17 protein-coding genes and 1 tRNA gene are annotated in these 21,539 nt (G+C 54.4%); 13 read left to right on the top strand and 5 right to left on the bottom strand.

The window, feature by feature from the left end:
• Positions 1-22: 22 nt before the first annotated feature.
• The gene (locus tag ACFQPC_RS01310; protein ID WP_382269850.1) at positions 23-1,438 is read left to right on the top strand and encodes an amidohydrolase family protein; all 1,416 of its coding nucleotides are present in this window, start codon (positions 23-25) and stop codon (positions 1,436-1,438) included.
• Between the two features lie 113 nt (positions 1,439-1,551).
• Here ACFQPC_RS01310 and ACFQPC_RS01315 read toward each other — a convergent pair whose 3' ends face one another.
• The gene (locus ACFQPC_RS01315; RefSeq protein WP_382269851.1) at positions 1,552-2,139 is read right to left on the bottom strand and encodes an NUDIX hydrolase; all 588 of its coding nucleotides are present in this window, start codon (positions 2,137-2,139) and stop codon (positions 1,552-1,554) included.
• A gap of 141 nt (positions 2,140-2,280) precedes the next feature.
• On the opposite strand from ACFQPC_RS01315, the gene ACFQPC_RS01320 reads away from it, so the two are divergent.
• The 12 genes from ACFQPC_RS01320 (at position 2,281) to ACFQPC_RS01375 (ending at position 18,289) form a co-directional block, all read left to right on the top strand.
• Positions 2,281-2,357 (top strand) — tRNA-Met (locus tag ACFQPC_RS01320).
• 164 nt (positions 2,358-2,521) lie between these two features.
• Positions 2,522-3,487, top strand: a complete 966-nt coding sequence (scpB, locus tag ACFQPC_RS01325) for an SMC-Scp complex subunit ScpB (RefSeq protein ID WP_382269852.1) — start codon at positions 2,522-2,524, stop codon at positions 3,485-3,487.
• Positions 3,465-5,105 (top strand): 23S rRNA pseudouridine(2605) synthase RluB, encoded by a 1,641-nt coding sequence (gene rluB, locus ACFQPC_RS01330; RefSeq protein WP_382269853.1) that lies wholly within the window; start codon positions 3,465-3,467, stop codon positions 5,103-5,105. Before scpB ends, rluB begins: the two co-directional genes overlap by 23 nt.
• A 297-nt stretch (positions 5,106-5,402) precedes the next feature.
• Entirely contained in the window at positions 5,403-5,888 is a 486-nt protein-coding gene (rimP, locus tag ACFQPC_RS01335) for a ribosome maturation factor RimP (protein ID WP_041296583.1), read from the top strand.
• Positions 5,885-7,444, top strand: a complete 1,560-nt coding sequence (gene nusA, locus ACFQPC_RS01340) for a transcription termination factor NusA (RefSeq protein WP_382269854.1) — start codon at positions 5,885-5,887, stop codon at positions 7,442-7,444. Before rimP ends, nusA begins: the two co-directional genes overlap by 4 nt.
• Before the next feature lie 50 nt (positions 7,445-7,494).
• Complete coding sequence (gene infB / locus ACFQPC_RS01345) at positions 7,495-10,308, top strand: translation initiation factor IF-2 (protein WP_382269855.1); 2,814 nt, start codon at positions 7,495-7,497, stop codon at positions 10,306-10,308.
• 117 nt (positions 10,309-10,425) lie between these two features.
• Positions 10,426-10,812, top strand: coding sequence for a 30S ribosome-binding factor RbfA (rbfA, locus tag ACFQPC_RS01350; RefSeq protein ID WP_012080347.1), 387 nt, complete (start codon positions 10,426-10,428; stop codon positions 10,810-10,812).
• 114 nt (positions 10,813-10,926) lie between these two features.
• The gene (gene truB / locus ACFQPC_RS01355; RefSeq protein ID WP_382269856.1) at positions 10,927-11,871 is read left to right on the top strand and encodes a tRNA pseudouridine(55) synthase TruB; all 945 of its coding nucleotides are present in this window, start codon (positions 10,927-10,929) and stop codon (positions 11,869-11,871) included.
• A gap of 184 nt (positions 11,872-12,055) precedes the next feature.
• A complete protein-coding gene (typA, locus tag ACFQPC_RS01360; protein ID WP_382269857.1) occupies positions 12,056-13,894 on the top strand; it encodes a translational GTPase TypA in 1,839 nt (612 codons plus the stop codon).
• A 219-nt stretch (positions 13,895-14,113) separates the two neighbouring features.
• On the top strand, positions 14,114-14,620 hold the full coding sequence (locus ACFQPC_RS01365) for a sigma-70 family RNA polymerase sigma factor (protein WP_382269858.1): 507 nt from the start codon (positions 14,114-14,116) through the stop codon (positions 14,618-14,620).
• A gap of 4 nt (positions 14,621-14,624) precedes the next feature.
• Positions 14,625-15,641 (top strand): FecR domain-containing protein, encoded by a 1,017-nt coding sequence (locus ACFQPC_RS01370; protein WP_382269859.1) that lies wholly within the window; start codon positions 14,625-14,627, stop codon positions 15,639-15,641.
• 140 nt (positions 15,642-15,781) lie between these two features.
• The gene (locus ACFQPC_RS01375; RefSeq protein ID WP_382269860.1) at positions 15,782-18,289 is read left to right on the top strand and encodes a TonB-dependent siderophore receptor; all 2,508 of its coding nucleotides are present in this window, start codon (positions 15,782-15,784) and stop codon (positions 18,287-18,289) included.
• Between the two features lie 42 nt (positions 18,290-18,331).
• Here ACFQPC_RS01375 and aptA read toward each other — a convergent pair whose 3' ends face one another.
• The 4 genes from aptA to ACFQPC_RS01395 all read right to left on the bottom strand — a co-directional run bounded on the left by aptA (position 18,332) and on the right by ACFQPC_RS01395 (position 21,526).
• Positions 18,332-19,651 (bottom strand): omega-aminotransferase AptA, encoded by a 1,320-nt coding sequence (gene aptA / locus ACFQPC_RS01380; RefSeq protein ID WP_382269861.1) that lies wholly within the window; start codon positions 19,649-19,651, stop codon positions 18,332-18,334.
• Positions 19,652-19,733: 82 nt separating this feature from the next.
• Positions 19,734-20,192 carry a nuclear transport factor 2 family protein gene (locus ACFQPC_RS01385; RefSeq protein ID WP_382269862.1) on the bottom strand — a complete coding sequence of 153 codons (459 nt, stop codon included), beginning with the start codon at positions 20,190-20,192 and terminating at the stop codon, positions 19,734-19,736.
• The gene (locus ACFQPC_RS01390; protein WP_382269863.1) at positions 20,189-20,956 is read right to left on the bottom strand and encodes an SDR family NAD(P)-dependent oxidoreductase; all 768 of its coding nucleotides are present in this window, start codon (positions 20,954-20,956) and stop codon (positions 20,189-20,191) included. The genes ACFQPC_RS01385 and ACFQPC_RS01390 overlap by 4 nt, the downstream gene beginning before the upstream one ends.
• Before the next feature lie 33 nt (positions 20,957-20,989).
• Positions 20,990-21,526: a DUF3833 domain-containing protein gene (locus tag ACFQPC_RS01395; protein ID WP_382269864.1), complete on the bottom strand. Its 537-nt coding sequence runs from the start codon at positions 21,524-21,526 to the stop codon at positions 20,990-20,992.
• Positions 21,527-21,539 lie beyond the last annotated feature (13 nt).

Here is a 21,539-nt window from a genome sequence, read left to right on the forward strand (position 1 = left end):
CACATTCCGCAGGAGAAATAGATTGAACAGCTGTGACGTTTTATTTGTACATGGGATCGTGGTCACCATGGATGACGGGCGCCGTATCCTTGAGGATGGTGCGGTGGCAGTCAGCGGCAACCGTATTGTGGCAGTTGACGAGACTGCGAAGCTTGAGCACTGGCAGGCAGCGCGGCGTGTTGACTGCCGCGGTCAGGCGATTATCCCGGGTCTGATCGACTGCCATAACCATTTGTTCCAGGCGGCGGGGCGGGGCCTGGGTGATGGTATGGCCTTGTGGCAATGGCTGGGTGAATTCATGCTGCCGCTGGCAGCGAATATTTCACCGCATGAAGCATTGACGGCAGTTCGCCTGGGTGCGCTGGAAGCCTTGTCCTGCGGTACTACTACGATCATCGACAATCACTATGCACCGGCTGATGTGGATACCACGCTGGCGGTGGCCGCGGCGTTGCGGGATATCGGCTTGCGTGGGGTAGTCGCACGTGGCATGTTCGGTCCCTTTACAGATGTCGCCAGGGATAACGGCCTTAGTCCGGCTTTGTTTCAGCACAGTACCGTCGATGAGATTGCAGCCATGCGTGCTTGCATGGAGCAATGGCAGGATGAACGCATCAGCATTTGGCCGGCGCCTATCAATGTGATTTACAACGACCAGGAACTGGTGCGGCAGTCCGTTGCGCTGGCCGGCGAGTATGGCGTCAAATGGCATACACATTGTTCCGAAGCAGCGATTGATCCGACCATCTACCAACAAGCTTATGGCTTGCGTCCTTTCACCTGGATGGAGCGCAACGGCTTGCTGGATCAGCATGCCACCTTTGCCCATGCGATCTGGCTGGATGATGAAGAAGTTGAAATCGTGGCACGTCGGCGTTGCGGCATTGCGCATAACCCGATGTCGAATGAATACCTGGCTTCCGGTGCCATGCGCCTCGGTCTCTTGAACGAGGCTGGCGCCAGCATAGGTATAGGGGCTGATGGCGCGGCCGGGCATTCCTTCGATATGTTTCAAATCATGAAGCAAGTGATTTATGTGCAACGCCTTGCCACCCTCGATCCGGTTGCCACGAATGCCTGGGATGCATTTGCCTTGGCTACGCGTGGCGGCGCGCAGATTGCGGGTGTTGACGCAGGTCAATTGGCAGTCGGCAAGCTGGCTGACGTGGTTGTGGTATCCCTGGCGCGTCCTGCACTGGCACCTTGTTTTGACATCATTGCCAGCCTGGTCTATGCCGGTTCCGGCCGTGATGTGAGCCTGACCATGGTGGATGGCAAGATTGTTTATGAAAACGGCCAATTGGCGACTGCGGATGGTGAAGAAATTATGGCGGAAGCCAGGACAGCTTGCCGGCAACTGGTCACGCGCCTGCAAATTCCTGTGCGTGGTAGCGGTGGTGCAAGTTATCCTCTGCCTGAAAACGGCGTCAATCCTTAGTCTCGTCGGGATGACGGAGGCCACCTTTTAAATGGCAACGCGTGGTATTAATAAAGGCTTATTCCCTTGCAATGGGAATAAGCCTTTTATATTAGAGCCATCAGTAACAGCAATTAACTGTTGGTAAATGATTCCGGGCTGAGCATCGGTTTGAGTATGTCCAGCGTATGGAAGCCATAGGAGCCGCCGTTTTTTACCTTCGCATGGTCTGCCAGGAAAAACTTCAGCGTGTGGTGGACCGTCGGAAAGGCGATGTCTTCCCATGGAATGTCTTCAGGTGCGAACAGTTTGACTTCCAGGCTTTCAACGCCTGCCGCATAGTTCAAGTCGAGCAGGGTGGCGCGGTAAAACATATGCACCTGGTGCACATGCGGCACATTCAATAAAGAAAACAATTCATGCAGGCGGATATTGGCGCCGGCTTCTTCGACGGTTTCGCGGATAGCTGCATTGCTGGTGGTTTCATTGTTTTCCATGAAGCCGGCCGGCAGCGTCCAGTAACCGAGGCGCGGTTCGATTGCGCGTTTGCACAGCAGGATGCGCATGTCGCCATCTTCATCCCAGACCGGGATGGAGCCTAATACCATCTTTGGATTCTGGTAATGAATCGCGCCGCAATTGCTGCACACATAACGCGGGCGGTTGTCGCCTTCAGGAATCGACAGCGAGACAGGGTGTGCGCACTCGGAACAAAATTTCATAAAAATGACAAATCGTTGAAAAGCCTGGTTATCCGGATCATTACCGACATGATTGCAAGTGCAGAAGTGTATCACCGCATAAAGAAGCTGCAATTAAGATTGCTTTGCGTAGCGATACCATATATACTTCATATCTTCAGACGCGGGGTGGAGCAGTCTGGCAGCTCGTCGGGCTCATAACCCGAAGGTCGTAGGTTCAAATCCTGCCCCCGCAACCAAAGTCTTACAAGTCTTATATAAATCCCGCCCACATTACATCTCCTCTAAACGGGCGTCGGATTGCAGTATCAACTGGTTCTCTAACCGGACAATCGATTCCAAAGATGGTTGTCGTTGAATATAATTTCTGCACATTGCAACTAAACAGTCGTAAATATCGTAAATGAATATTGCTGAGGCGAAGAAGGTCCTCGAAACAGCGCTACTTTGCGCTCACGAGCCCCTGTCCATAAACGACATGAAGAAGCTTTTTGTCGAAACGGGCGAGACTGACGGACAGATTGGTACTGACGAAATCAAGCAAATGCTTGAAGAGTTGCGTGACGACTGGATAGATAAAGGTATCGAGGTGGTCAGCCTGTCGACCGGCTGGCGTTTCCAGAGCCGTCCGGAGATGAAGATCTACCTGGAGCGCCTGAATCCGGAAAAGCCACCGAAATATTCGCGTGCGACACTAGAGACGCTTGCCATCATTACCTATCGCCAGCCGGTTACGCGCGGCGATATCGAAGAAATCCGTGGTGTCACGGTCAATTCGCAAACCATCAAGATGCTGGAAGATCGCGGCTGGATCGAATCCATCGGGCATCGTGATGTCCCTGGTCGACCAGCGTTATTCGCGACGACCAAGCATTTCCTCGACGATCTCGGCCTGACTTCGCTGGATCAATTGCCGCCTCTGCAGCAAGTAGAGAAGGGCGACATGCAGGGCAGTGCCTTGCTGGAGATGCAGGGCCTGGAAGCAGAATTGCAAGAACATCTGGATCAGACGGCGATTGATTTCGCCGGTACTGAAACCGCCGCCGAAGGCCCTGCAGAAGATGGGCAGGCTGACGCCACTCCTACCGAAGCTGTCGCGGAAACAATTGAGATTGAATCAGTTGACGCCGGGATAGTCGAAGCCGACGTAACTGTTGCTGAAGCAACTGATATTGAAGTGGTCGAAACCACCGTCGTTGCTGAAGAAGCCGAAGGCGTTGAGGATGCGGCAATACAAACAACTGAATTGAGTACTTCGGAATCCGAAGCGGCCATTCCTACCGACGCAGCAGCGCCTGACTTGACGGTTGTTGACGTCCCAAGTGAGCACAACCAAGAATTGAATAATGAATCGCCCAACGAAAAATAATACTTCCGATGCGCCAGGCAATGACGCATCCCCATCCGAGCATTCCGGCGAGCAGGCTCCTGCCGCGGCGCAAGAAGGTGCTGCTGCCAAGCCGGCCAAGCGCGGTTTGCGCGGTCCACGCACTTTGCGCCGTGCCCGTAATACGCCACGTGAGGCAACAGAGTCTGCTGTAGTGAAGGCTGATGGTGCCGAAGGCGCACAAGATCTCCCACAAGGTGAGGTACGCAGCGCCGCTGTTGATGGTGAAGTGCGCAAGGAACGTACTAATAATAATCGCCGCGGTGAACGTCAGCCGGGTGCGAAGGGCGCCAAGGGCGCGCCACGGCCGCAAGGTCGCGGCAAGCCAAATGGTGCCGGTACGCAGCGCGGCGGCAAACCACATGGCAAGGCAGACAATGCCGATGATGTGTTTTCCTTTGTTACTTCCGATGACTTTGACTCGCTGGCGGTAGAAGACAGCGCCGGTGGTAAACGTCGCCATGAACAAAAAACCGTACGCCGCGATTTGACGGCGGACGACGATGCGCCGAAATTGCATAAAGTACTGGCTGAAGCCGGTCTCGGTTCGCGTCGCGATATGGAAGAATTGATTATTGCCGGCCGCGTATCGGTCAACGGCGAGCCTGCCCATATCGGCCAGCGCATCTTGCCGACCGACCAGGTGCGTATCAACGGCAAGCTGATCCAACGCAAAGTAAGCAAGAAGCCGCCACGCGTGCTGGTGTATCACAAGCCGGCCGGTGAAATTGTCAGCACCAACGATCCGGAAGGCCGTCCATCGGTATTCGATCGTTTGCCGACGATGAAGGCTGCCAAGTGGCTGGCCGTCGGTCGCCTCGATTTCAATACTGAAGGTTTGTTGCTGTTTACCACTTCCGGTGATCTGGCCAACCGCCTGATGCACCCGCGCTACGGTATCGACCGCGAATACGCGGTGCGTACCCTGGGTGAGCTGGAAGAGGGCATGCGTCAGAAATTGCTGGCCGGTGTCGAACTGGAAGACGGTTTGGCGCAATTCTCCAAAATCGCCGATGGTGGTGGTGAAGGCGTCAACAAATGGTATCGCGTGACCATCGGCGAAGGCCGTAACCGCGAAGTGCGCCGTATGTTTGAAGCGATCGGCCTGACCGTATCGCGCCTGATCCGTACCCGTTACGGTTTGCTGACCCTGCCTAAAAACCTTAAGCGCGGTCGCTGGGAAGAAATGGAAGAGCACGCAGTGCGCGACTTACTGGCACTGAGTGGTCTGGACAAGAATACAGGTGAAGCCGGTCCTGCCAATAAAGGCCGTGCTGCAGGTGGTGATCGTGTTAACGGCAATCGCGCGCCGCGTGTCGATAATGGCCTCGGCCAGCCACGCAGCCCTAGCCAGTGGCAAAACACCGGTGCTGGCCAGGGACGTTCGCAAGGACAAAATCCGGGTAAGCCGAATCGCCAGGGGCAACAACGTAGCCGCCAACCGGATCCGCTGCAGACTTCGCTGGGTTTCCCGGGTATGGGCCAACCGCGTCGCAGCAACGGACCGAATCGTGGTCCCGGCGGTGGTAACGGTCCGCATCGTGGACCTGGTGGCGGAAATGGCCCGCAAGGCGGCCCGCGCCGTCGCTCCAAAGTTTAAAGCTTAATTTGTCTGTTCCATGGCACGTCGTTTGACGCGCCGGATTTGAAAAAGACGGATTTGTCAGCTGTCCGAATGGGTGCTGCAGGGATTCCAACATTGCGGTTGACCTGTTAATCAACTATAATTCGGCAGTTAACGAAGGTCGCCAGCCCAAAAATTATGTTTTTGGCATTGAATTCGGTGGTCAGAATGATAAAAAAGATGGGCAGATGCCCATTTTTTTTTTGTTAAACAGTTTGCATTGTTGTATTCAATTTCGACTTGGTCGTGATTGACGTTATTCGGAGAATTCTTTTGCAGTTGTCGGCGCTAATTGAAAAAACCGTGGTTGGCATGGGCTATGAACTGGTCAATTTTGAACAGGCAGCCCGCGGTCTGGTGCGCGTGTTTATCGACTTTACTCCGGAAGATGCGGATAAAGGTGCGATCACGGTAGAGGACTGCGAAAAGGTAACGCACCAGTTGTTGCATGTATTGACGGTTGAAAACGCCAATTACGAACGACTGGAAGTGTCGTCACCCGGTCTCGACAGGCCGCTGAAGAAGTTGTCGGATTATGTGCGTTTTGCCGGTGCCGAGGCACTGGTTAAATTGCGTATGCCGATGCCGAATGCGGCGAATCGCAAATCGTTCCAGGGCATTTTGCAGGAACCGGTAGGCGAGACACTCGCGTTGGAATTTGAAGGAAACGATGGGCCGGCGAAGCTCGAATTTACGCTCGCTGATGTAGACAAGGCACATTTAGTGCCACAAGTGAATTTTAGGAGTCGCAAAGCATGAGTCGCGAAATTTTATTGTTGGTTGATGCGCTAGCGCGCGAAAAAAACGTCGATAAGGATATCGTTTTCGGAGCCTTGGAACACGCGCTCGCGCAAGCGACCAAAAAGCGCTACGAAGGCGATGTCGACATCCGTGTATCCATCGATCGCGAAACTGGCGAATTTGAATCCTTCCGTCGCTGGCACGTAGTGCCTGACGAAGCGGGTCTGCAATTGCCGGATCAGGAAATCCTGCATTTCGAAGCCAAGGAACAAATCGGCGATATCGAAGTGGATGACTATATTGAAGAGCCGATTGAATCGGTTGAATTCGGTCGTCGCTTTGCGCAAGACACCAAACAGGTTGTACTGCAACGCATCCGTGATGCCGAGCGCGAACAAATTCTGGCTGACTTCCTGGAACGTGGCGATTCGCTGGTTACCGGCACCATCAAGCGTATGGAACGCGGCGATGCGATTGTCGAATCCGGCCGTATCGAAGCACGCTTGCCGCGCGACCAAACAATTCCTAAAGAGAACCTGCGTATCGGTGATCGCGTTCGTGCCTATATCCTGCGTATCGACCGCAATGCACGCGGCCCGCAAGTGATCCTGTCGCGTACCGCGCCGGAATTCATCATGAAATTGTTCGAGCTGGAAGTTCCGGAAATCGAACAAGGCTTGCTGGAAATTAAATCGGCTGCACGTGACGCCGGCGTCCGCGCCAAGATCGCTGTGTTTACCAGCGACAAGCGTATCGATCCTATCGGCACCTGCGTTGGTATGCGCGGTTCCCGTGTTCAGGCTGTTACCGGTGAACTCGGCGGCGAACGTGTAGATATCGTGTTGTGGTCGGAAGACCCGGCGCAGTTCGTGATTGGTGCTTTGGCTCCGGCCAACGTTTCTTCGATCGTGGTTGATGAAGAAAAGCATGCAATGGACGTTGTGGTCGACGAAGAAAACCTGGCGATCGCAATCGGTCGCGGCGGTCAAAACGTACGCCTGGCTTCGGAACTGACCGGCTGGCAAATCAACATCATGACGGCGGAAGAGTCTGCCGATAAATCGCAACTGGAAACAGCCGCGATTCGCACCCTGTTCATGGAAAAACTGGATGTCGACCAGGAAGTTGCCGACATTCTGGTGGATGAAGGGTTTGCGAGCCTGGAAGAGATTGCTTATGTGCCTATCAGCGAAATGCTGGACATCGAATCGTTTGACGAAGACACCGTCAACGAATTGCGCAACCGCGCACGCGATGCACTGGTAACAGAAGCGATTGCTTCCGAAGAAGGTCTGGAAGGCATGGAAGACGCGCTGGCGAATCTGGAAGGTATGGATCGTGTGATGGCAGGCAAACTTGGTTTGGCTGGTATCAAAACGCTGGCAGCATTCTCGGCCCTGGCCTATGACGAGTTTGGCGCGATTCTGGCATTGCCTGCAGACCGTGCGCGTCAACTGATTGAAGATGAATTTAAAGATGTGACAGACGAAGAGATGAAACTCATCGATGCTAAATACGATGACCACGCCAAGGCCTTGCAAGCCAAGGTATGGAGCCTCGCGGAAGCGAAGTAATTCCCGAAGCTTGTTTTTCATCTAACGCGTTACATAGAAAAGAGGACTGAATGGCGAGTAACAATGTAGCCCAATTTGCCACCGAGCTGAAGATGCCAGCAGACGTATTGCTCACGCAACTGCGGGATGCTGGCGTCGAAAAAAGCTCAACGTCCGACGAATTATCCAAGGCCGACAAGGACAAGCTCCTTGACCACCTGCGCCGTGCGCATGGTGTTGCACCAGACGGTGAAAAGAAAAAGATCACATTGACCCGTAAAGAAACGACTGAAATCAAGCAAGCGGATGCTACCGGCAAATCGCGCACGATCCAGGTCGAAGTGCGTAAAAAACGGACTTTCGTAAAACGCGACGAATCCACGCCTGAAGAAGCACCAGTCAAAGCCGCAGCACCTGTTATTGATGAAGCGGAGATCGAGCGTCGTGCGGAAGAAGCGCGTCGTCAGGCTGAGCTGATTGCACGTCAGGAAGCTGACCTGCGCGAAAAACAAGAACGCCTGGCCAAGCTGGAAGCGGAAAAAGAAGCACAAGCACAAGCATTGAAACAAGCAGAACAAGCTGAAGCAGAAGCACAAAAAGCGGATGCGGCAAAACCGGTAGAAGCGAAAGCAGACGAATCGGCGCAGGAAGAGAAAAAACGCGTAGCCGCAGAAGAAAGCAAAAAGAAAGCAGCGCAACTGGCTAAGGATGCCGCGAAGGAAGCGAGCGAAAAAGCGGTCGCGACTGAAGCCGCACGTAAAGCGGTAGCCGATGAAGTGGCGCAGATCAAAGCCATGATGAATGCGCCACGTCGCGCCATCAAGGCTCCTGAGCCTGTAGCACCGGTCGCAGCCAAACCTGCCGAAGGTACTTTGCACAAACCTGCTGATAAAAAGGCCGGCGAGAAAAAAGACGAGAAAAAACCAGTAGTAGCGGCAGACAAGAAGTCGATCAAATCGGCGAATGTCTCGTCCACCTGGCAAGACGACGCGAAAAAACGCGGTGCCGGCATCAAGACCCGCGGCAACACCGGCGGTGGTCGTGATGGCTGGCGCGCAGGTCCGAAGGGCCGTCGTCCATCGCACCATGATGATCGCGAAAGCAACTTCCAGGCACCAACCGAAGCTGTCGTAAAAGACGTGCACGTACCGGAAACGATTACCGTTGCCGAACTCGCGCACAAAATGTCGGTCAAGGCATCCGAAGTCATCAAGCATTTGATGAAACTGGGCCAGATGTGCACGATCAACCAGGTACTCGATCAAGAAACAGCAATGATTCTGGTCGAAGAAATGGGCCATACCGCACACGCGGCGAAACTGGACGATCCGGAAGCATTGCTGGAGCTGGGCGAAGAACACGCAGATATCGAAGCCTTGCCGCGCGCACCGGTTGTGACCGTCATGGGTCACGTCGATCACGGTAAAACTTCGTTGCTGGATTACATCCGTCGCGCCAAGGTTGCATCCGGCGAAGCAGGCGGTATTACACAGCATATCGGCGCATACCACGTGGAAACACCACGCGGCATGATCACCTTCCTCGATACACCGGGCCATGAAGCATTTACGGCCATGCGTGCACGCGGTGCGAAAGCAACCGATATCGTGATTCTGGTGGTGGCAGCTGACGACGGCGTGATGCCGCAAACAAAAGAAGCGATCGCGCATGCGAAAGCTGCGGGCGTACCTCTGGTGGTGGCGATCAACAAGATCGACAAACCGGGTGCCAATATGGATCGCGTCAAGCAGGAATTGATTGCGGAACAAGTCGTGCCGGAAGAATACGGTGGCGATTCGCCATTCGTGCCAGTGTCGGCTAAAACCGGTGAAGGCATTGATGCCTTGCTCGAACAAGTATTGCTGCAAGCCGAAGTGCTGGAATTGAAAGCACCGGTCGATGCACCTGCACGTGGTTTGGTGGTTGAAGCCAAGCTCGATAAAGGTCGCGGTCCGGTCGCTACGATCCTGGTGCAATCCGGTACCCTCAAGCGTGGCGATGTCGTGCTGGCGGGTTCGGCTTACGGTCGTGTCCGTGCGATGCTGGACGAAAACGGCAAGAGCATTACTGAAGCCGGTCCTTCGATTCCGGTAGAGATCCAGGGCCTGACCGAAGTACCGAATGCCGGTGAAGAAGTCATGGTCATGGCGGATGAACGCAAAGCGCGTGAAATCGGCCTGTTCCGTCAAGGTAAGTTCCGCGACGTGAAACTGGCGAAACAGCAGGCGGCGAAACTGGAAAACATGTTCGAGAACATGGGCGAAGGCGAAGTCAAAAACCTGCCTATGATCATCAAGACCGACGTGCAAGGTTCGCAAGAAGCGCTGGTTGGCTCCTTGCAGAAACTGTCGACCAGCGAAGTGCGTGTGCAGGTTGTGCATGCAGCGGTGGGTGGCATTTCCGAATCCGACGTCAACCTGGCAGTCGCATCGAAAGCGGTCATCATCGGCTTTAACACCCGTGCTGATGCTTCGGCCCGTAAATTGGCGGAAGCCAATGGCGTTGACATCCGTTACTACAACATCATTTACGATGCGGTAGACGAGATCAAGGCGGCGATGTCCGGCATGTTGGCTCCAGAGAAACGCGAACAGGCACTGGGCCTGGTCGAGATTCGCCAGGTTATCCTGGTCAGCAAAGTCGGCGCGATTGCCGGTTGCTACGTACTCGAAGGCGTTGCAAAACGCGGTTCTTCGGTACGCTTGCTGCGCGACAACGTGGTGGTCTGGACTGGCGAGCTGGATTCGCTGAAACGCTTCAAGGACGACGTGAAGGAAGTCAAAGCCGGCTTCGAATGCGGTCTGACCCTGAAAAACTTCAACGACATCAAAGAAGGCGATCAACTCGAAGTCTTCGAAGTGCAGGAAATCGCGCGTACACTGTAAGGTACCTGCCGGGAAGGGATGTTTCCCTTCCACGTATCACTTGATCGCATCGGCCGGCTTCGCTGCTAGCCGATGCGAAATTATTTTTGCTTCACCGTTTTATCGATAAAATAGTTTATGGCCAAACACAGTAAATCCATCCCCGGACGCGGCTTGCGCGTCGCAGACCAGATCCAGCGCGATCTGTCTGAAATCATCGCGTTCGAGTTGAAAGACCCGCGCGTAGGGATGATCACGATTACCGAAGTTCAGGTCACGCCGGATTACGCGCATGCGAAGGTGTTCTTCACCATGCTGAGCGACAAGAAGGATGACATCAAGAACACGGTATCGGGTTTGACTGCGGCTTCCGGTTATATCCGCGGCCAGCTTGGTCGTCGCCTGACCATCCATACTTTGCCGGAACTGCATTTCGTGCATGACACCTCGACCGCACGCGGGATAGAAATGTCCAAGCTGATCGACGAAGCCAATGCCAGCCGTGCCAAGGATGCGGAAGACTGATCTTCCGGTCCTGTCTGCCCGTGCGCATGCATAGGGCAGTACCTCTTTTCACTTTCTTTCGTCCGCTCCGGCATTGCGCCTGACCGACCCATAATGCGTACCTGCTGATCCATCATGGCGACAAATTACATCAAGAAAAAGCGTGTGCCCGTCCACGGCGTGCTGCTGCTCGATAAACAAGTTGGTGTCTCCAGCAATGATGCATTGATCAAGGCGAAGTGGCTGTTGAGCGCACTGAAAGCAGGGCATACCGGCACGCTGGATCCGTTTGCAACCGGTTTGCTGCCACTGTGTTTTGGCGAAGCCACCAAGTTCGCACAAGACTTGCTGGATGCCGACAAAACCTATGAAACCGTGGTCCATCTCGGCATCACCACCAACACCGGCGATACCGAAGGTGAGACCCTGGCCACCGCCGCGGTCGATGTCACACGTGAGCAAATCGACGCTGTACTGGCGCAATTCCGTGGCGACATCATGCAAGTGCCGCCTATGTATTCGGCGCTCAAGCGCGACGGCAAACCTTTGTACGAGTATGCGCGCGAAGGTATCACGCTGGAACGTGAAGCGCGTCCGGTCACTATCCATTTGCTGGAATTCGTTGATTACCAGGCGCCTTTCCTTACCTTGCGTGTTAGTTGCAGCAAGGGCACATATATTCGCGTACTGGGTGAAGACATCGGCGCGGCGCTGGGTTGTGGCGCACATCTGAATGCCTTGCGCCGGATCCAGGTTGGCGATTTGTTCATCGATAGCGCAATAACAATCGAACAATTGGCCGCAACGGAAGAGGCTGCGCGTGCTGCATTGTTAGCACCCGTCGATGCCTTGTTGACATCTTTTCCGGCCTTGTACCTGTCGGAAGAACTGGCCCGCCGCTTCCTGCACGGGCAACGCCTGGCGCTTGGCAAGGAAGACATTGTTGTACCTGCGGAACAAGGACGGGTACGCGTTTATCGCGATGTTGATAAAGCCTTGCTCGGCACCGGCCTGCTGCAGGAATTCTCTATCCTGGCACCTGAAAGATTGATCTCCACCAATCAAAACATGCCGTCCTGACGCGGATTTCCGGCTGCGTTTGAACTATCTGTTTCTATTTTCTTAACGTAACAGCGTCACCAATCTGTCACAAAAAACGCAGCAAGCCATTGAAATATCAAGGGTTTCCCGAAGGCGAAGGGGCTTGCTGTGCTATAATATGCGGCTTTCTAAATTCAGCACCACCCAACCGTAAAAAACGACTATGTCAAACTCAAAACGCGCTATTCGTAACATTGCCATCATCGCCCACGTTGATCACGGCAAAACCACGCTTGTTGACCAATTATTGCGTCAGTCAGGTACTTTCCGTGACAACCAGCAGGTTGATGCACGCGTGATGGACTCGAACGATATCGAAAAGGAACGTGGTATCACGATTCTGTCGAAGAACTGCGCGGTTGAGTACAAAGGCACCCACATCAACATCGTTGACACCCCAGGCCACGCTGACTTCGGTGGTGAAGTGGAACGTGTACTGTCGATGGTTGACAGCGTGTTGTTGCTGGTGGATGCACAAGAAGGCCCGATGCCACAAACGCGTTTCGTTACGCGCAAGGCACTGGCACTCGGCCTGAAACCTATCGTTGTCCTGAATAAAATTGATCGTCCGGGCGCACGCGCCGAATGGGCCATCAACGCAACGTTTGAATTGTTCGACAAGCTGGGCGCAACCGAAGAGCAACTCGATTTCCCTATCGTTTATGCATCCGGCCTGAACGGCTATGCCGGCCTGACCCCGGACGTTCGTGGCGGCAACATGGAACCATTGTTCGACGCGATCCTGGAACACGTTCCTGCGCGTGAAGATGATCCTGATGCACCGTTGCAATTGCAAATTACATCGCTGGAATACTCGTCCTACGTCGGTAAAATCGGCGTTGGCCGTATCCTGGCAGGTCGCATCAAAGGCGGTCAAGACGTCGTCTGGATGAATGGTCCGGAAGACAAGCCAACCAAGGCACGTATCAACCAGGTCCTGACCTTCAAAGGCCTGGATCGCGTACTGGTTGATGAAGCATTGGCCGGCGACATCGTCCTGATCAACGGTATCGAAGAAATCGGCATCGGCTCCACCATCTGTGCAGTGGATGCACCGAATGGCCTGCCTATGTTGAAAGTCGATGAGCCAACCCTGACCATGAACTTCATGGTTAACAGCTCGCCACTCGCAGGTCGCGAAGGCAAGTTCGTTACCACACGCCAGATCCGTGATCGCCTGGAAAAAGAATTGAAAGCCAACATGGCGCTGCGCGTCGTGCAATCGGAAAACGATGATTCTACCTACGAAGTATCGGGTCGTGGTGAGTTGCATCTGACCATCCTGATCGAAAACATGCGTCGCGAAGGTTTTGAGCTGGCCGTGTCGCGTCCACGCGTCGTGTTCAAAATGGTGGATGGCGTACGCCACGAGCCGTTTGAAAACCTGACCGTTGACGTGGAAGAAGTCAATCAGGGCGGCGTGATGGAAGAACTCGGTCGTCGTCGTGGTGACCTGCAAAACATGGAACCGGACGGCAAAGGTCGTGTGCGTCTGGAATACCATATTCCTGCACGTGGCCTGATCGGCTTCCAGGGCGAATTCATGACATTGACACGCGGTACCGGCTTGATGAGCCACGTGTTTGATGACTACGCACCGGTTGACGCTTCCAAAGGTGATTTGGGTGGCCGTCGCAACGGTGTACTGATCTCGCAGGATGATGGCGCAGCAGTAGCGTACGCAATCTGGAAACTGCAGGATCGCGGCCGTATGTTCGTCAGCCACAATGATCCAGTGTACGAAGGCATGATCATCGGTATCCACTCGCGTGATAACGACCTGGTCGTCAACCCGATCAAAGGTAAACAATTGACCAACGTTCGTTCGTCCGGTACGGATGAAGCGGTACGTTTGGTACCACCAATCGAAATGTCGCTCGAATATGCAGTTGAATTCATTGACGACGACGAATTGGTTGAAGTTACACCTAAGAGCATCCGTCTGCGCAAACGCTTCCTGAAGGAACATGAGCGTAAAAAAGCAGGCCGTGACGCTGCGTAATAACTGAGTACGCGTTTCTTAATTGAAGCGCTGCCTTAAAAAGCCCGTTGATTCCATGAATCAGCGGGCTTTTTCTTTATGGCTTGCCAGCTGGGGGAGGGCTGCTTGTTGTATGGAATCCATAAATTCGGAGGATTTTTGCAACTATCCTGATCGATCAAATATAATTGAGAATAATTCCCATTTATATTTGAGGTGCTGCACGGCAGCCCGTCCCTCATGCCAACAGCCGATAACCCAGTGCCGACGATTGAAATCCTCTACAACGATCATCACGGATGGTTGCAGGGTTGGCTGCGGCGCAAGCTGGGTGATTCCTTTGTCGCCGCCGACCTGGCGCAAGATACCTTTGTTAGCGTCATCACGGCAGGCACGGCGGCTGACATCCGTGAACCACGTCCTTTCCTGACTACCATCGCTCGACGCCTGATGGCACATCGTCATCGACGCCAATTGCTGGAAGAAAGTTATCTGCAGGCGCTGGCTGCAATGCCGGAAGAATTGTTGCCATCACCGGAAACGCAATTGCTGGCGCTGGAGGCGGTACAGCAGATCGACGATGCCCTTGAGGGTTTGGCGCCCCAGGTCAAGGAAGCTTTCCTGCTGGCGCATCTGGAAGAGCTGACTTATGCGCAGATCGCCGAGCGCCTGAAGGTGTCGGCCAGTTCCGTTAAGCAGTACCTGTCGCTGGCAAACCGACAATGCCTGTTTGCTTTGGCGGCCTGACGCGATGACAGCGATCAACGTTACAGCCAATCCGAAGAAGGCCGCGCCATTGGCCAGTGGGCGCGTGATCAGTGATGACACGGCGAATGTGGCTGCCGATTGGCTGACCTTGCTGATGTCCGGCGATGCGACTGATGCTGATCGCGAACGCTGGCAACAATGGCGCAAGGCGCAACCGGATAATGAATTGGCCTGGCAACATATAGAAGCAGTGACCGGGCGCTTCAGGTCTTTGCCGGCACAAGCTGCTTACCAGAGCCTGTCGCCGCTTGCGAATCCTGCGCTGGCAGCGCCGCAACGACGCAAGGCGATCCGGACCCTGTTGTGGTTCGGTGCTGTCGGTGTGGCAGGGACACTCGCTACCCGTACCCAAACCTGGCAGCAAACGGTGGCCGATTATCGTACCGCCACTGGTGAACAGCGCAGCCTGACCCTGGATGACGGCACGCGCATCACACTCAATACGGCTAGTGCGATTAACGTGCGCTTCGATCAGCAACGCCGCCTCGTGCGCCTGGTTGCCGGTGAGATGATGATAGTCACCGGTCATTCCGCCGCAGAGGAGCGACCATTCATTATTGAAACTGCGGAGGGTGCAGTACGCGCACTGGGTACTGAATTTACCGTACGCCAGCGCCAAGGCAGCACGACAGCCACCGTACTCGAAAGCAAGGTTGAAATTACACCTGCGCATGCAAGCAGCTATTTGCTGAACGCCGGTGAGGGCATCACTTTTACCCGTGACGGATTGGGCGAGCTTGTCAGCGTAGACCGGCAGTCGACGGCGTGGACCCGCCAGCAAATCATTGCCGATAATGTGCGGCTGGCCGACTTCGTGAGCGAGCTCAGCCGCTATCGCGTGGGTGTGATGCTCTGCGATCCGGCAGTGGCCGAGCTGCGTTTCTCCGGCGTGTTCCCCTTGGGCGATACCGACCGCATCCTTGCAATGTTGCCGAATACCTTGCCGATCCAGGTGCGTTTGCGCACGCGGTATTGGGTGACGCTGGAAGCGGCAACGTAGTTTTCAGCTGGAAGCAGCCTGGCGCAAGTGTCCTGCAAATATTTTTAATTATTTTCATCTTTGTTCTGCCCGATTTTGATTTTCAAGGCACCTACAAGTAAGGGCTACATTTTTAGCAAACCAACTTGAAGGAAAACGGCATGCCTGCCTATGGAAATCAAAACGGACACGTTCACATCGTGCCGCTCAAACGCACGACCACTCCAGTGCATCAGATATTTATATTGCGACCTTTGACGCGTGCCGTCGCGCTGGCCTTGTGCAGTTTCACCCTGTGCGCGGTTTTGCCGCAGCAGGTGATGGCGCAGGCAAGCGGGACGCAGGCTGCGAATGAACGCCAGGCCTACAATATTCCCGCCGGCCCGTTGGCGGCAGCATTGCGTAGTCTTGCCAGTACCGCCAATGTAGCGCTGACATTTACTGCGGAGCAGACGAACGGCAAGAGCGGCAATGCGGTGCGCGGACAATTCACGCCGCAAGGAGCATTTACTGTATTGCTGGCCAATAGCGGCTTGCAGGCAGTGCAATTGGATAATGGTGGGTATGTGTTGCGGACGGCGTCTGTCACAGGCTCTGATGCCGTCTTGCCGGCGGTAACTGTGCGCGATAACGCAGCGGCGGAGACCGCTACCGGTGAGGTGCATGGTTATCTTGCCAAGCGTGCTGCTACCGCTACCAAGACGGATACTCCACTGATCGAAACACCGCAATCCATTTCAGTGGTGACTGCAGATTTCATTGAAGCGAGCGGGGCGGTCCGTCTCCGGGATGCGCTGGCATATACACCCGGCATCAATGTTTCGCCATGGGGTTCCGATTCACGTTTTGACTGGACAATTATTCGCGGTTTCGATGCGCAGACACCGGGTTATTACCTGGATGGTTTGCAACTGCGGAATAACAATGGCTGGGCGATCTGGCAAACTGAAAATTACGCTACCGAGCGGGTTGAGGTTTTGCGCGGACCGACATCGGTGCTGTATGGGCAAACCGGTCCGGGTGGCATGATCAATGTAGTCAGCAAGCGTCCTACTGAAGAGCCCGTGCGTGAATTACAAGTCCAGCTTGGCGATAATTCACGGCGCCAGGTGGCAGGTGATTTTTCGGGGGCGCTGGATGAGCAGGGCAAGGTTTTGTATCGCATCACCGGCCTGGTACGGGATGCCAAACTGGAAGCCAGCGGTTTGCCAAATGACCGGGTTTTCATTGCGCCGTCTCTGACCTGGCGTCCGACCAGTGATACCTCACTGACGGTGATGGCGCATTATTTGCGCATTCGGGACGGTAGTTCTTACGGTAGCTTCCCTGAAGTCGGTACATTGCTGCCGAATCCAAATGGCCAATTTTCTCCCAAGACATATGTAGGTGAACCAGGCTTTGACCATTTCAACCATGATCAATGGATGCTGGGTTACATGCTTGAACACAAGCTCAACGATACCTGGACGGTGCGCCAAAATGCACGCTACGGCGTGATTGATCTTGATTACCGACAGGTATATAACAAGGCTGATTTTGAGGTCGTTAATCCAGCGGTGCCGAGCGATCCCGCCAATTTCCGCATGTTGCAAAGATTCCCTTTCGGCAGCAAGGAAAATGTCCGCTTGTTTACCATCGACAACCAGGTGCAAGCCAAGCTCAGGCTGGGTGACTGGCAACACACTTTCCTGTTCGGTGTGGATTACCAGAATTCACGCAATTATCAGCGTACCTATAATGACGGTAGCGTTTCGCCGATAGATGGTTACGCGCCGGTCTATACCAACGATGTCGTGCCTTACGCTCCATGGATGGATGCAAGGACCGATTTGAAACAAACCGGCTTGTACATGCAGGATCAAATCAAATGGGGTAATTGGGCGGCCACCCTGGGTGGGCGATATGACACCGCTACTGCTGCAGTGTATAGCCTGAGTGATGGCTCCAGCACGTCTATTTCAGAGCATAAGTTCACCAGCCGGGCCGGGCTGGTTTATCTCCATCCAAGCGGCGTCGCACCTTATTTCAGTTATTCCGAATCATTCAATCCGACAGCAACGATAGATCCGGTAACCAATACTCCGCTGAAACCCGAAACCGGACAGCAGTATGAAGTTGGTGTCCGCTATCAACCGCCTGGCAGCAAGAGCAGGTATAGCGCAGCGATCTTTGATTTACGTCGTCAAAACTACATTACCTATACGGCAGATTTTTCGCCCAAGCAGACCGGCGAAATCCTGGTGCGCGGCCTCGAGCTGGAAGCAACGTTCCAGCCGATTCCGCATATGAACATCGTGGCGGCTTATACCTACACACCGAAAGCGGATGTAACGGCGAGCTCTACACCTAGCGAAATCGGGAAGCAGATGCAGGCTGTATCAAGGGACCAGGTATCCGTGTGGTCGGACTACCGCTTTACTTCGGGCATCAAAGTGGGATTAGGCGCGCGCTTTACCGGTTCAAATTACGGCTATCAGGAATCCGCTGCTGCCAAGTTACCGTCATACACCATCCTTGATGGCTTGCTTGCCTATGATTTCCAGCGTTGGAGCCTTGCTCTCAATATGCGTAACCTGACCAACAAGACCTTCATCAGCAATTGCAGCTCCGGTAGTTGCCGCTATGGTGATATGCGCAAGGTAATTGCTACGGCTACTTACCGCTGGTAAGTGAGACACCCTGCCTATTCGTACGCGAGTACGGCAGGGTGCTTACTTCATGCCCTTCAGGATGTCGGCAATGCTGCCGAACATTTCATCAACCTGAGCCTTGTTGATGATCAGTGGTGGTGATAGTGCAAGGATGTCGGCGGTGACGCGTGTCAGCAAACCTTTTTCCCAGAAGGCCTTGGTGAATAATTCATAGGCACGGGCGCCGGGTTTGCCGGCTATGCCTTCGAGTTCCACTCCGGCCACCAGGCCGAGGTTGCGTACATCCTTGACGAAGGGCAGGCCCTTCAGGCTGTGCGCGGCATCTTCAAAATACGGTGCCATCCCTGCAGCACGCTGGAATAGCTGCTCTTCACGATAAACGTCCAGCGTAGCAATGGCTGCTGCTGCGGCCAGCGGATGGCCGGAGTAGGTGTAGCCGTGGAACAGTTCTATGCTGTCGGCGGGTGCCATTTGCATGAAAGTCTCATGGATTTTTTCGTGCACGATGACTGCACCCATCGGCACAGCGGCATTCGTCAATGCTTTGGCGCAGACGATCATATCCGGTTGGACACCAAAGAAATCAGCGCCGAAGGCAGTCCCCAAGCGGCCAAAGCCGGTGATGACTTCATCAAAAATCAGCAAGATGCCATGCTTGTCGCAGATCGCCCGGAGTTTTTCCAGATAACCCTGGGGTGGCAAGATGACGCCGGTTGAGCCTTGCAAGGGTTCGACGATGACGGCGGCGACAGTCGATGGATCGTGCAAGGCCAGCAGCCGTTGTTCGAGTTCATCAGCCATCTCCGCGCCGTGCAGCGGCAGGCCACGTGAGTAAGCGTTCTTCGCAATGTCCAGCGGATGACGCAAATGGTCGGCCGCCAGGCCGGGGCCGAATTGCTTGCGATTGCCGGCGATACCACCGACTGCGATGCCACCGAAGCCGACGCCGTGGTAAGCACGTTCGCGGCCTATCAGGCGGGTGCGGCCGGCGTCACCGCGTATGCGATGGTAGGCAAGGGCGATTTTCAGTGCGGTATCCACACCTTCCGAACCATCGTTGCAAAAGAAGACGCGGTTCAGTCCCGTCGGTGCGATGCCTGCCAGCGCGGTGGCGGCTTCAAATGCCAGCGGATGGCCGATCTGGAAGAGCGGTGCGTAGTCCATTGCCGCCGCCTGCTTCTGTATTGCTTCCGTAATCTTTGGGTGGCCATGCCCGGCATTGACGCACCACAAACCTGCTGTGCCATCTAGGATTTGCCGGCCGTCATCGCTGGTGTAATACATGCCGGAAGCGGCAACCAGCATGCGTGGCCTGGCCTTGAACTGGCGATTGGCGGTGAAAGGCATCCACAGATGGGAGGTATCCAGCGGCTGGCTCATATGCCGTGCTTTCGAAAAAGAGTTACAGCAATATTAGTACGTTTGCTGCGAGCACGGAAGATAGTGAAGCCTGGAACGGGATTTACTTGCGGGCGATACGTTTGAGCATGCGCATCAAGCTGCTGACGAACGGGATTTTTTCATACAGCTCTTCCGCTGCATCCCAGTAATCGCGGTGGAAATTGACGCGGCCATCCGGTGCGAAACGGAAGTGGGTGGCACCGCGTATGCATTGTTCGTCGCGCGCGTAGCGTCGCATGTGGAACAGGAATTCCCACGTCATGAAAGCGCTATCGCCCTGCAAGACAGTCGACGTCACGACAAAGCGCGGATTTTCGACTTGCGTAAACATATGGACGAAGAGTGGTTTGATATTTGCCAGGCCGCGTACTTCATTGAATGGATCCTTGAAGTAAGCATCAGGTGCATAGACGTGCTCGAGTTGTTCTTGCGCCGACTTGACTGTCAGCGTTTCGAAAAAATGCACGACCCGCTGCATATCGGCGGCATAACTCAATTCAGTTTTTATGCCATCGTTCATAGTCCGGTTCCTTTGTGGATGATCCAGAAGTACAGGCGGTAGGGCAGCAGGCGCAATACGCGCAGCACATTGCTCAGGCGTCGCGGGAAGTGTATATGAAACTCGCCGCGCTCCAGGCCATGCACGATTTCCTTCGCGGCATCAGGCGCTTGCATCAAGGCCGGCATCGGAAAATCGTTGCCGGCTGTTAGCGCGGTATCCACGAAGCCGGGATTGATCATATAAACGCCTATGCCACGCGGATGCAAATCGAGGTAGAGCGATTCGCACAGATTAATCAACGCTGCCTTGCTGGGGCCGTAGATCAATGCTTTTGGCAGGCCGCTGTAACCGGCAACAGAGGAAACGATGCCTATGCTGCCATGACCTTGTGCCAGCAATCCGGGTAGTACGACGTCCAGGCAGTTCAGCGGGCCATACAAGTTGAGGTCCAGCATGTGTCGGGCGACGCCTAGGTCAAAGTTATCGGCCCGCATTTCATTGTAGGCACCGGCGACGATCAGCACCATGTCCAGGCCTTGCCACTCTTCCATGATTTTCGCGTGGGCTGCTTTTACGCTGGCGGGATCGACTATATCCAGGCCTGCCACCAATGTCCGCGGATGGAAATTGGCAACGGTGTGCAGCAGTTCGACGCGACGTGCCGAGAGCGCAACGCGTGCACCTTTTTCCAATAGCAGCTTGGCGGTTTCGGCACCTATTCCGGTCGAGGCCCCTACGACCCAGACCCGTAAATTGGCCCAATTTTTAATGACGGGATTCATAGTCAGTCTCCGTAAATGCCTGTCTTTACCGTCTTAAGGGCGTTTGGTAAACGAAAGGGTAACCTGCCCCAGCGCGAAACCAAACTTGCTCATTGCAGCCCGGTTCAACATGACACGATCATCCATCTGGTACATCCAGTCGTCAAAATTGACTTCATATACTTTGCCATCTACCGGTAATGACAACACATAATTCCAGTGCAGGGTATTGCCGGCGGTGATGCCGATTGCCTCACCGACTACATCCGGCGCGGTGCCTATATAGCGGTTCGCTGCCACTTTGCGCAGGGTCCAGATACGTTTTTGTTTGCTGCCGTCCGAGTAAGTGAAATCTTCATCCAGCGTGCCGACATCACCTTCCCATTTGCAACGCATGACGACGGTAAAGCGTTTGACGACCTTGCCTGACCTGTCCTGGAACATACCCCATGCATCCAGTGTCCCGTTAAAGTAATGTTGCAGGTCCAGCGTTGGTTTTTCGTTCGCATAGTCGGTGATATTGCTATGGCTGGCACAGGCTGACAGCAGCATGAGGGCGAGCGTAGCGCAGAGTTTTTTCCAGCGTTTCATATCAGTATCCTTT

The sequence above is a fragment of the Herminiimonas glaciei genome (assembly GCF_042664955.1).
In the GTDB taxonomy this organism is placed as follows: domain Bacteria; phylum Pseudomonadota; class Gammaproteobacteria; order Burkholderiales; family Burkholderiaceae_D; genus Oxalicibacterium; species Oxalicibacterium glaciei.

Excerpts from the sequence above, each read along its gene's own strand:
- ACFQPC_RS01315 (WP_382269851.1), bottom strand. The coding sequence starts at position 2,139 with ATGAAATTTTGTTCCGAGTGCGCACACCCTGTCTCGCTGTCGATTCCT.
- scpB (WP_382269852.1), top strand. The coding sequence starts at position 2,522 with ATGAATATTGCTGAGGCGAAGAAGGTCCTCGAAACAGCGCTACTTTGC.
- rluB (WP_382269853.1), top strand. The coding sequence starts at position 3,465 with ATGAATCGCCCAACGAAAAATAATACTTCCGATGCGCCAGGCAATGAC.
- nusA (WP_382269854.1), top strand. The coding sequence starts at position 5,885 with ATGAGTCGCGAAATTTTATTGTTGGTTGATGCGCTAGCGCGCGAAAAA.
- infB (WP_382269855.1), top strand. The coding sequence starts at position 7,495 with ATGGCGAGTAACAATGTAGCCCAATTTGCCACCGAGCTGAAGATGCCA.
- rbfA (WP_012080347.1), top strand. The coding sequence starts at position 10,426 with ATGGCCAAACACAGTAAATCCATCCCCGGACGCGGCTTGCGCGTCGCA.
- truB (WP_382269856.1), top strand. The coding sequence starts at position 10,927 with ATGGCGACAAATTACATCAAGAAAAAGCGTGTGCCCGTCCACGGCGTG.
- typA (WP_382269857.1), top strand. The coding sequence starts at position 12,056 with ATGTCAAACTCAAAACGCGCTATTCGTAACATTGCCATCATCGCCCAC.
- ACFQPC_RS01365 (WP_382269858.1), top strand. The coding sequence starts at position 14,114 with ATGCCAACAGCCGATAACCCAGTGCCGACGATTGAAATCCTCTACAAC.
- ACFQPC_RS01370 (WP_382269859.1), top strand. The coding sequence starts at position 14,625 with ATGACAGCGATCAACGTTACAGCCAATCCGAAGAAGGCCGCGCCATTG.
- ACFQPC_RS01375 (WP_382269860.1), top strand. The coding sequence starts at position 15,782 with ATGCCTGCCTATGGAAATCAAAACGGACACGTTCACATCGTGCCGCTC.
- aptA (WP_382269861.1), bottom strand. The coding sequence starts at position 19,651 with ATGAGCCAGCCGCTGGATACCTCCCATCTGTGGATGCCTTTCACCGCC.
- ACFQPC_RS01385 (WP_382269862.1), bottom strand. The coding sequence starts at position 20,192 with ATGAACGATGGCATAAAAACTGAATTGAGTTATGCCGCCGATATGCAG.
- ACFQPC_RS01390 (WP_382269863.1), bottom strand. The coding sequence starts at position 20,956 with ATGAATCCCGTCATTAAAAATTGGGCCAATTTACGGGTCTGGGTCGTA.
- ACFQPC_RS01395 (WP_382269864.1), bottom strand. The coding sequence starts at position 21,526 with ATGAAACGCTGGAAAAAACTCTGCGCTACGCTCGCCCTCATGCTGCTG.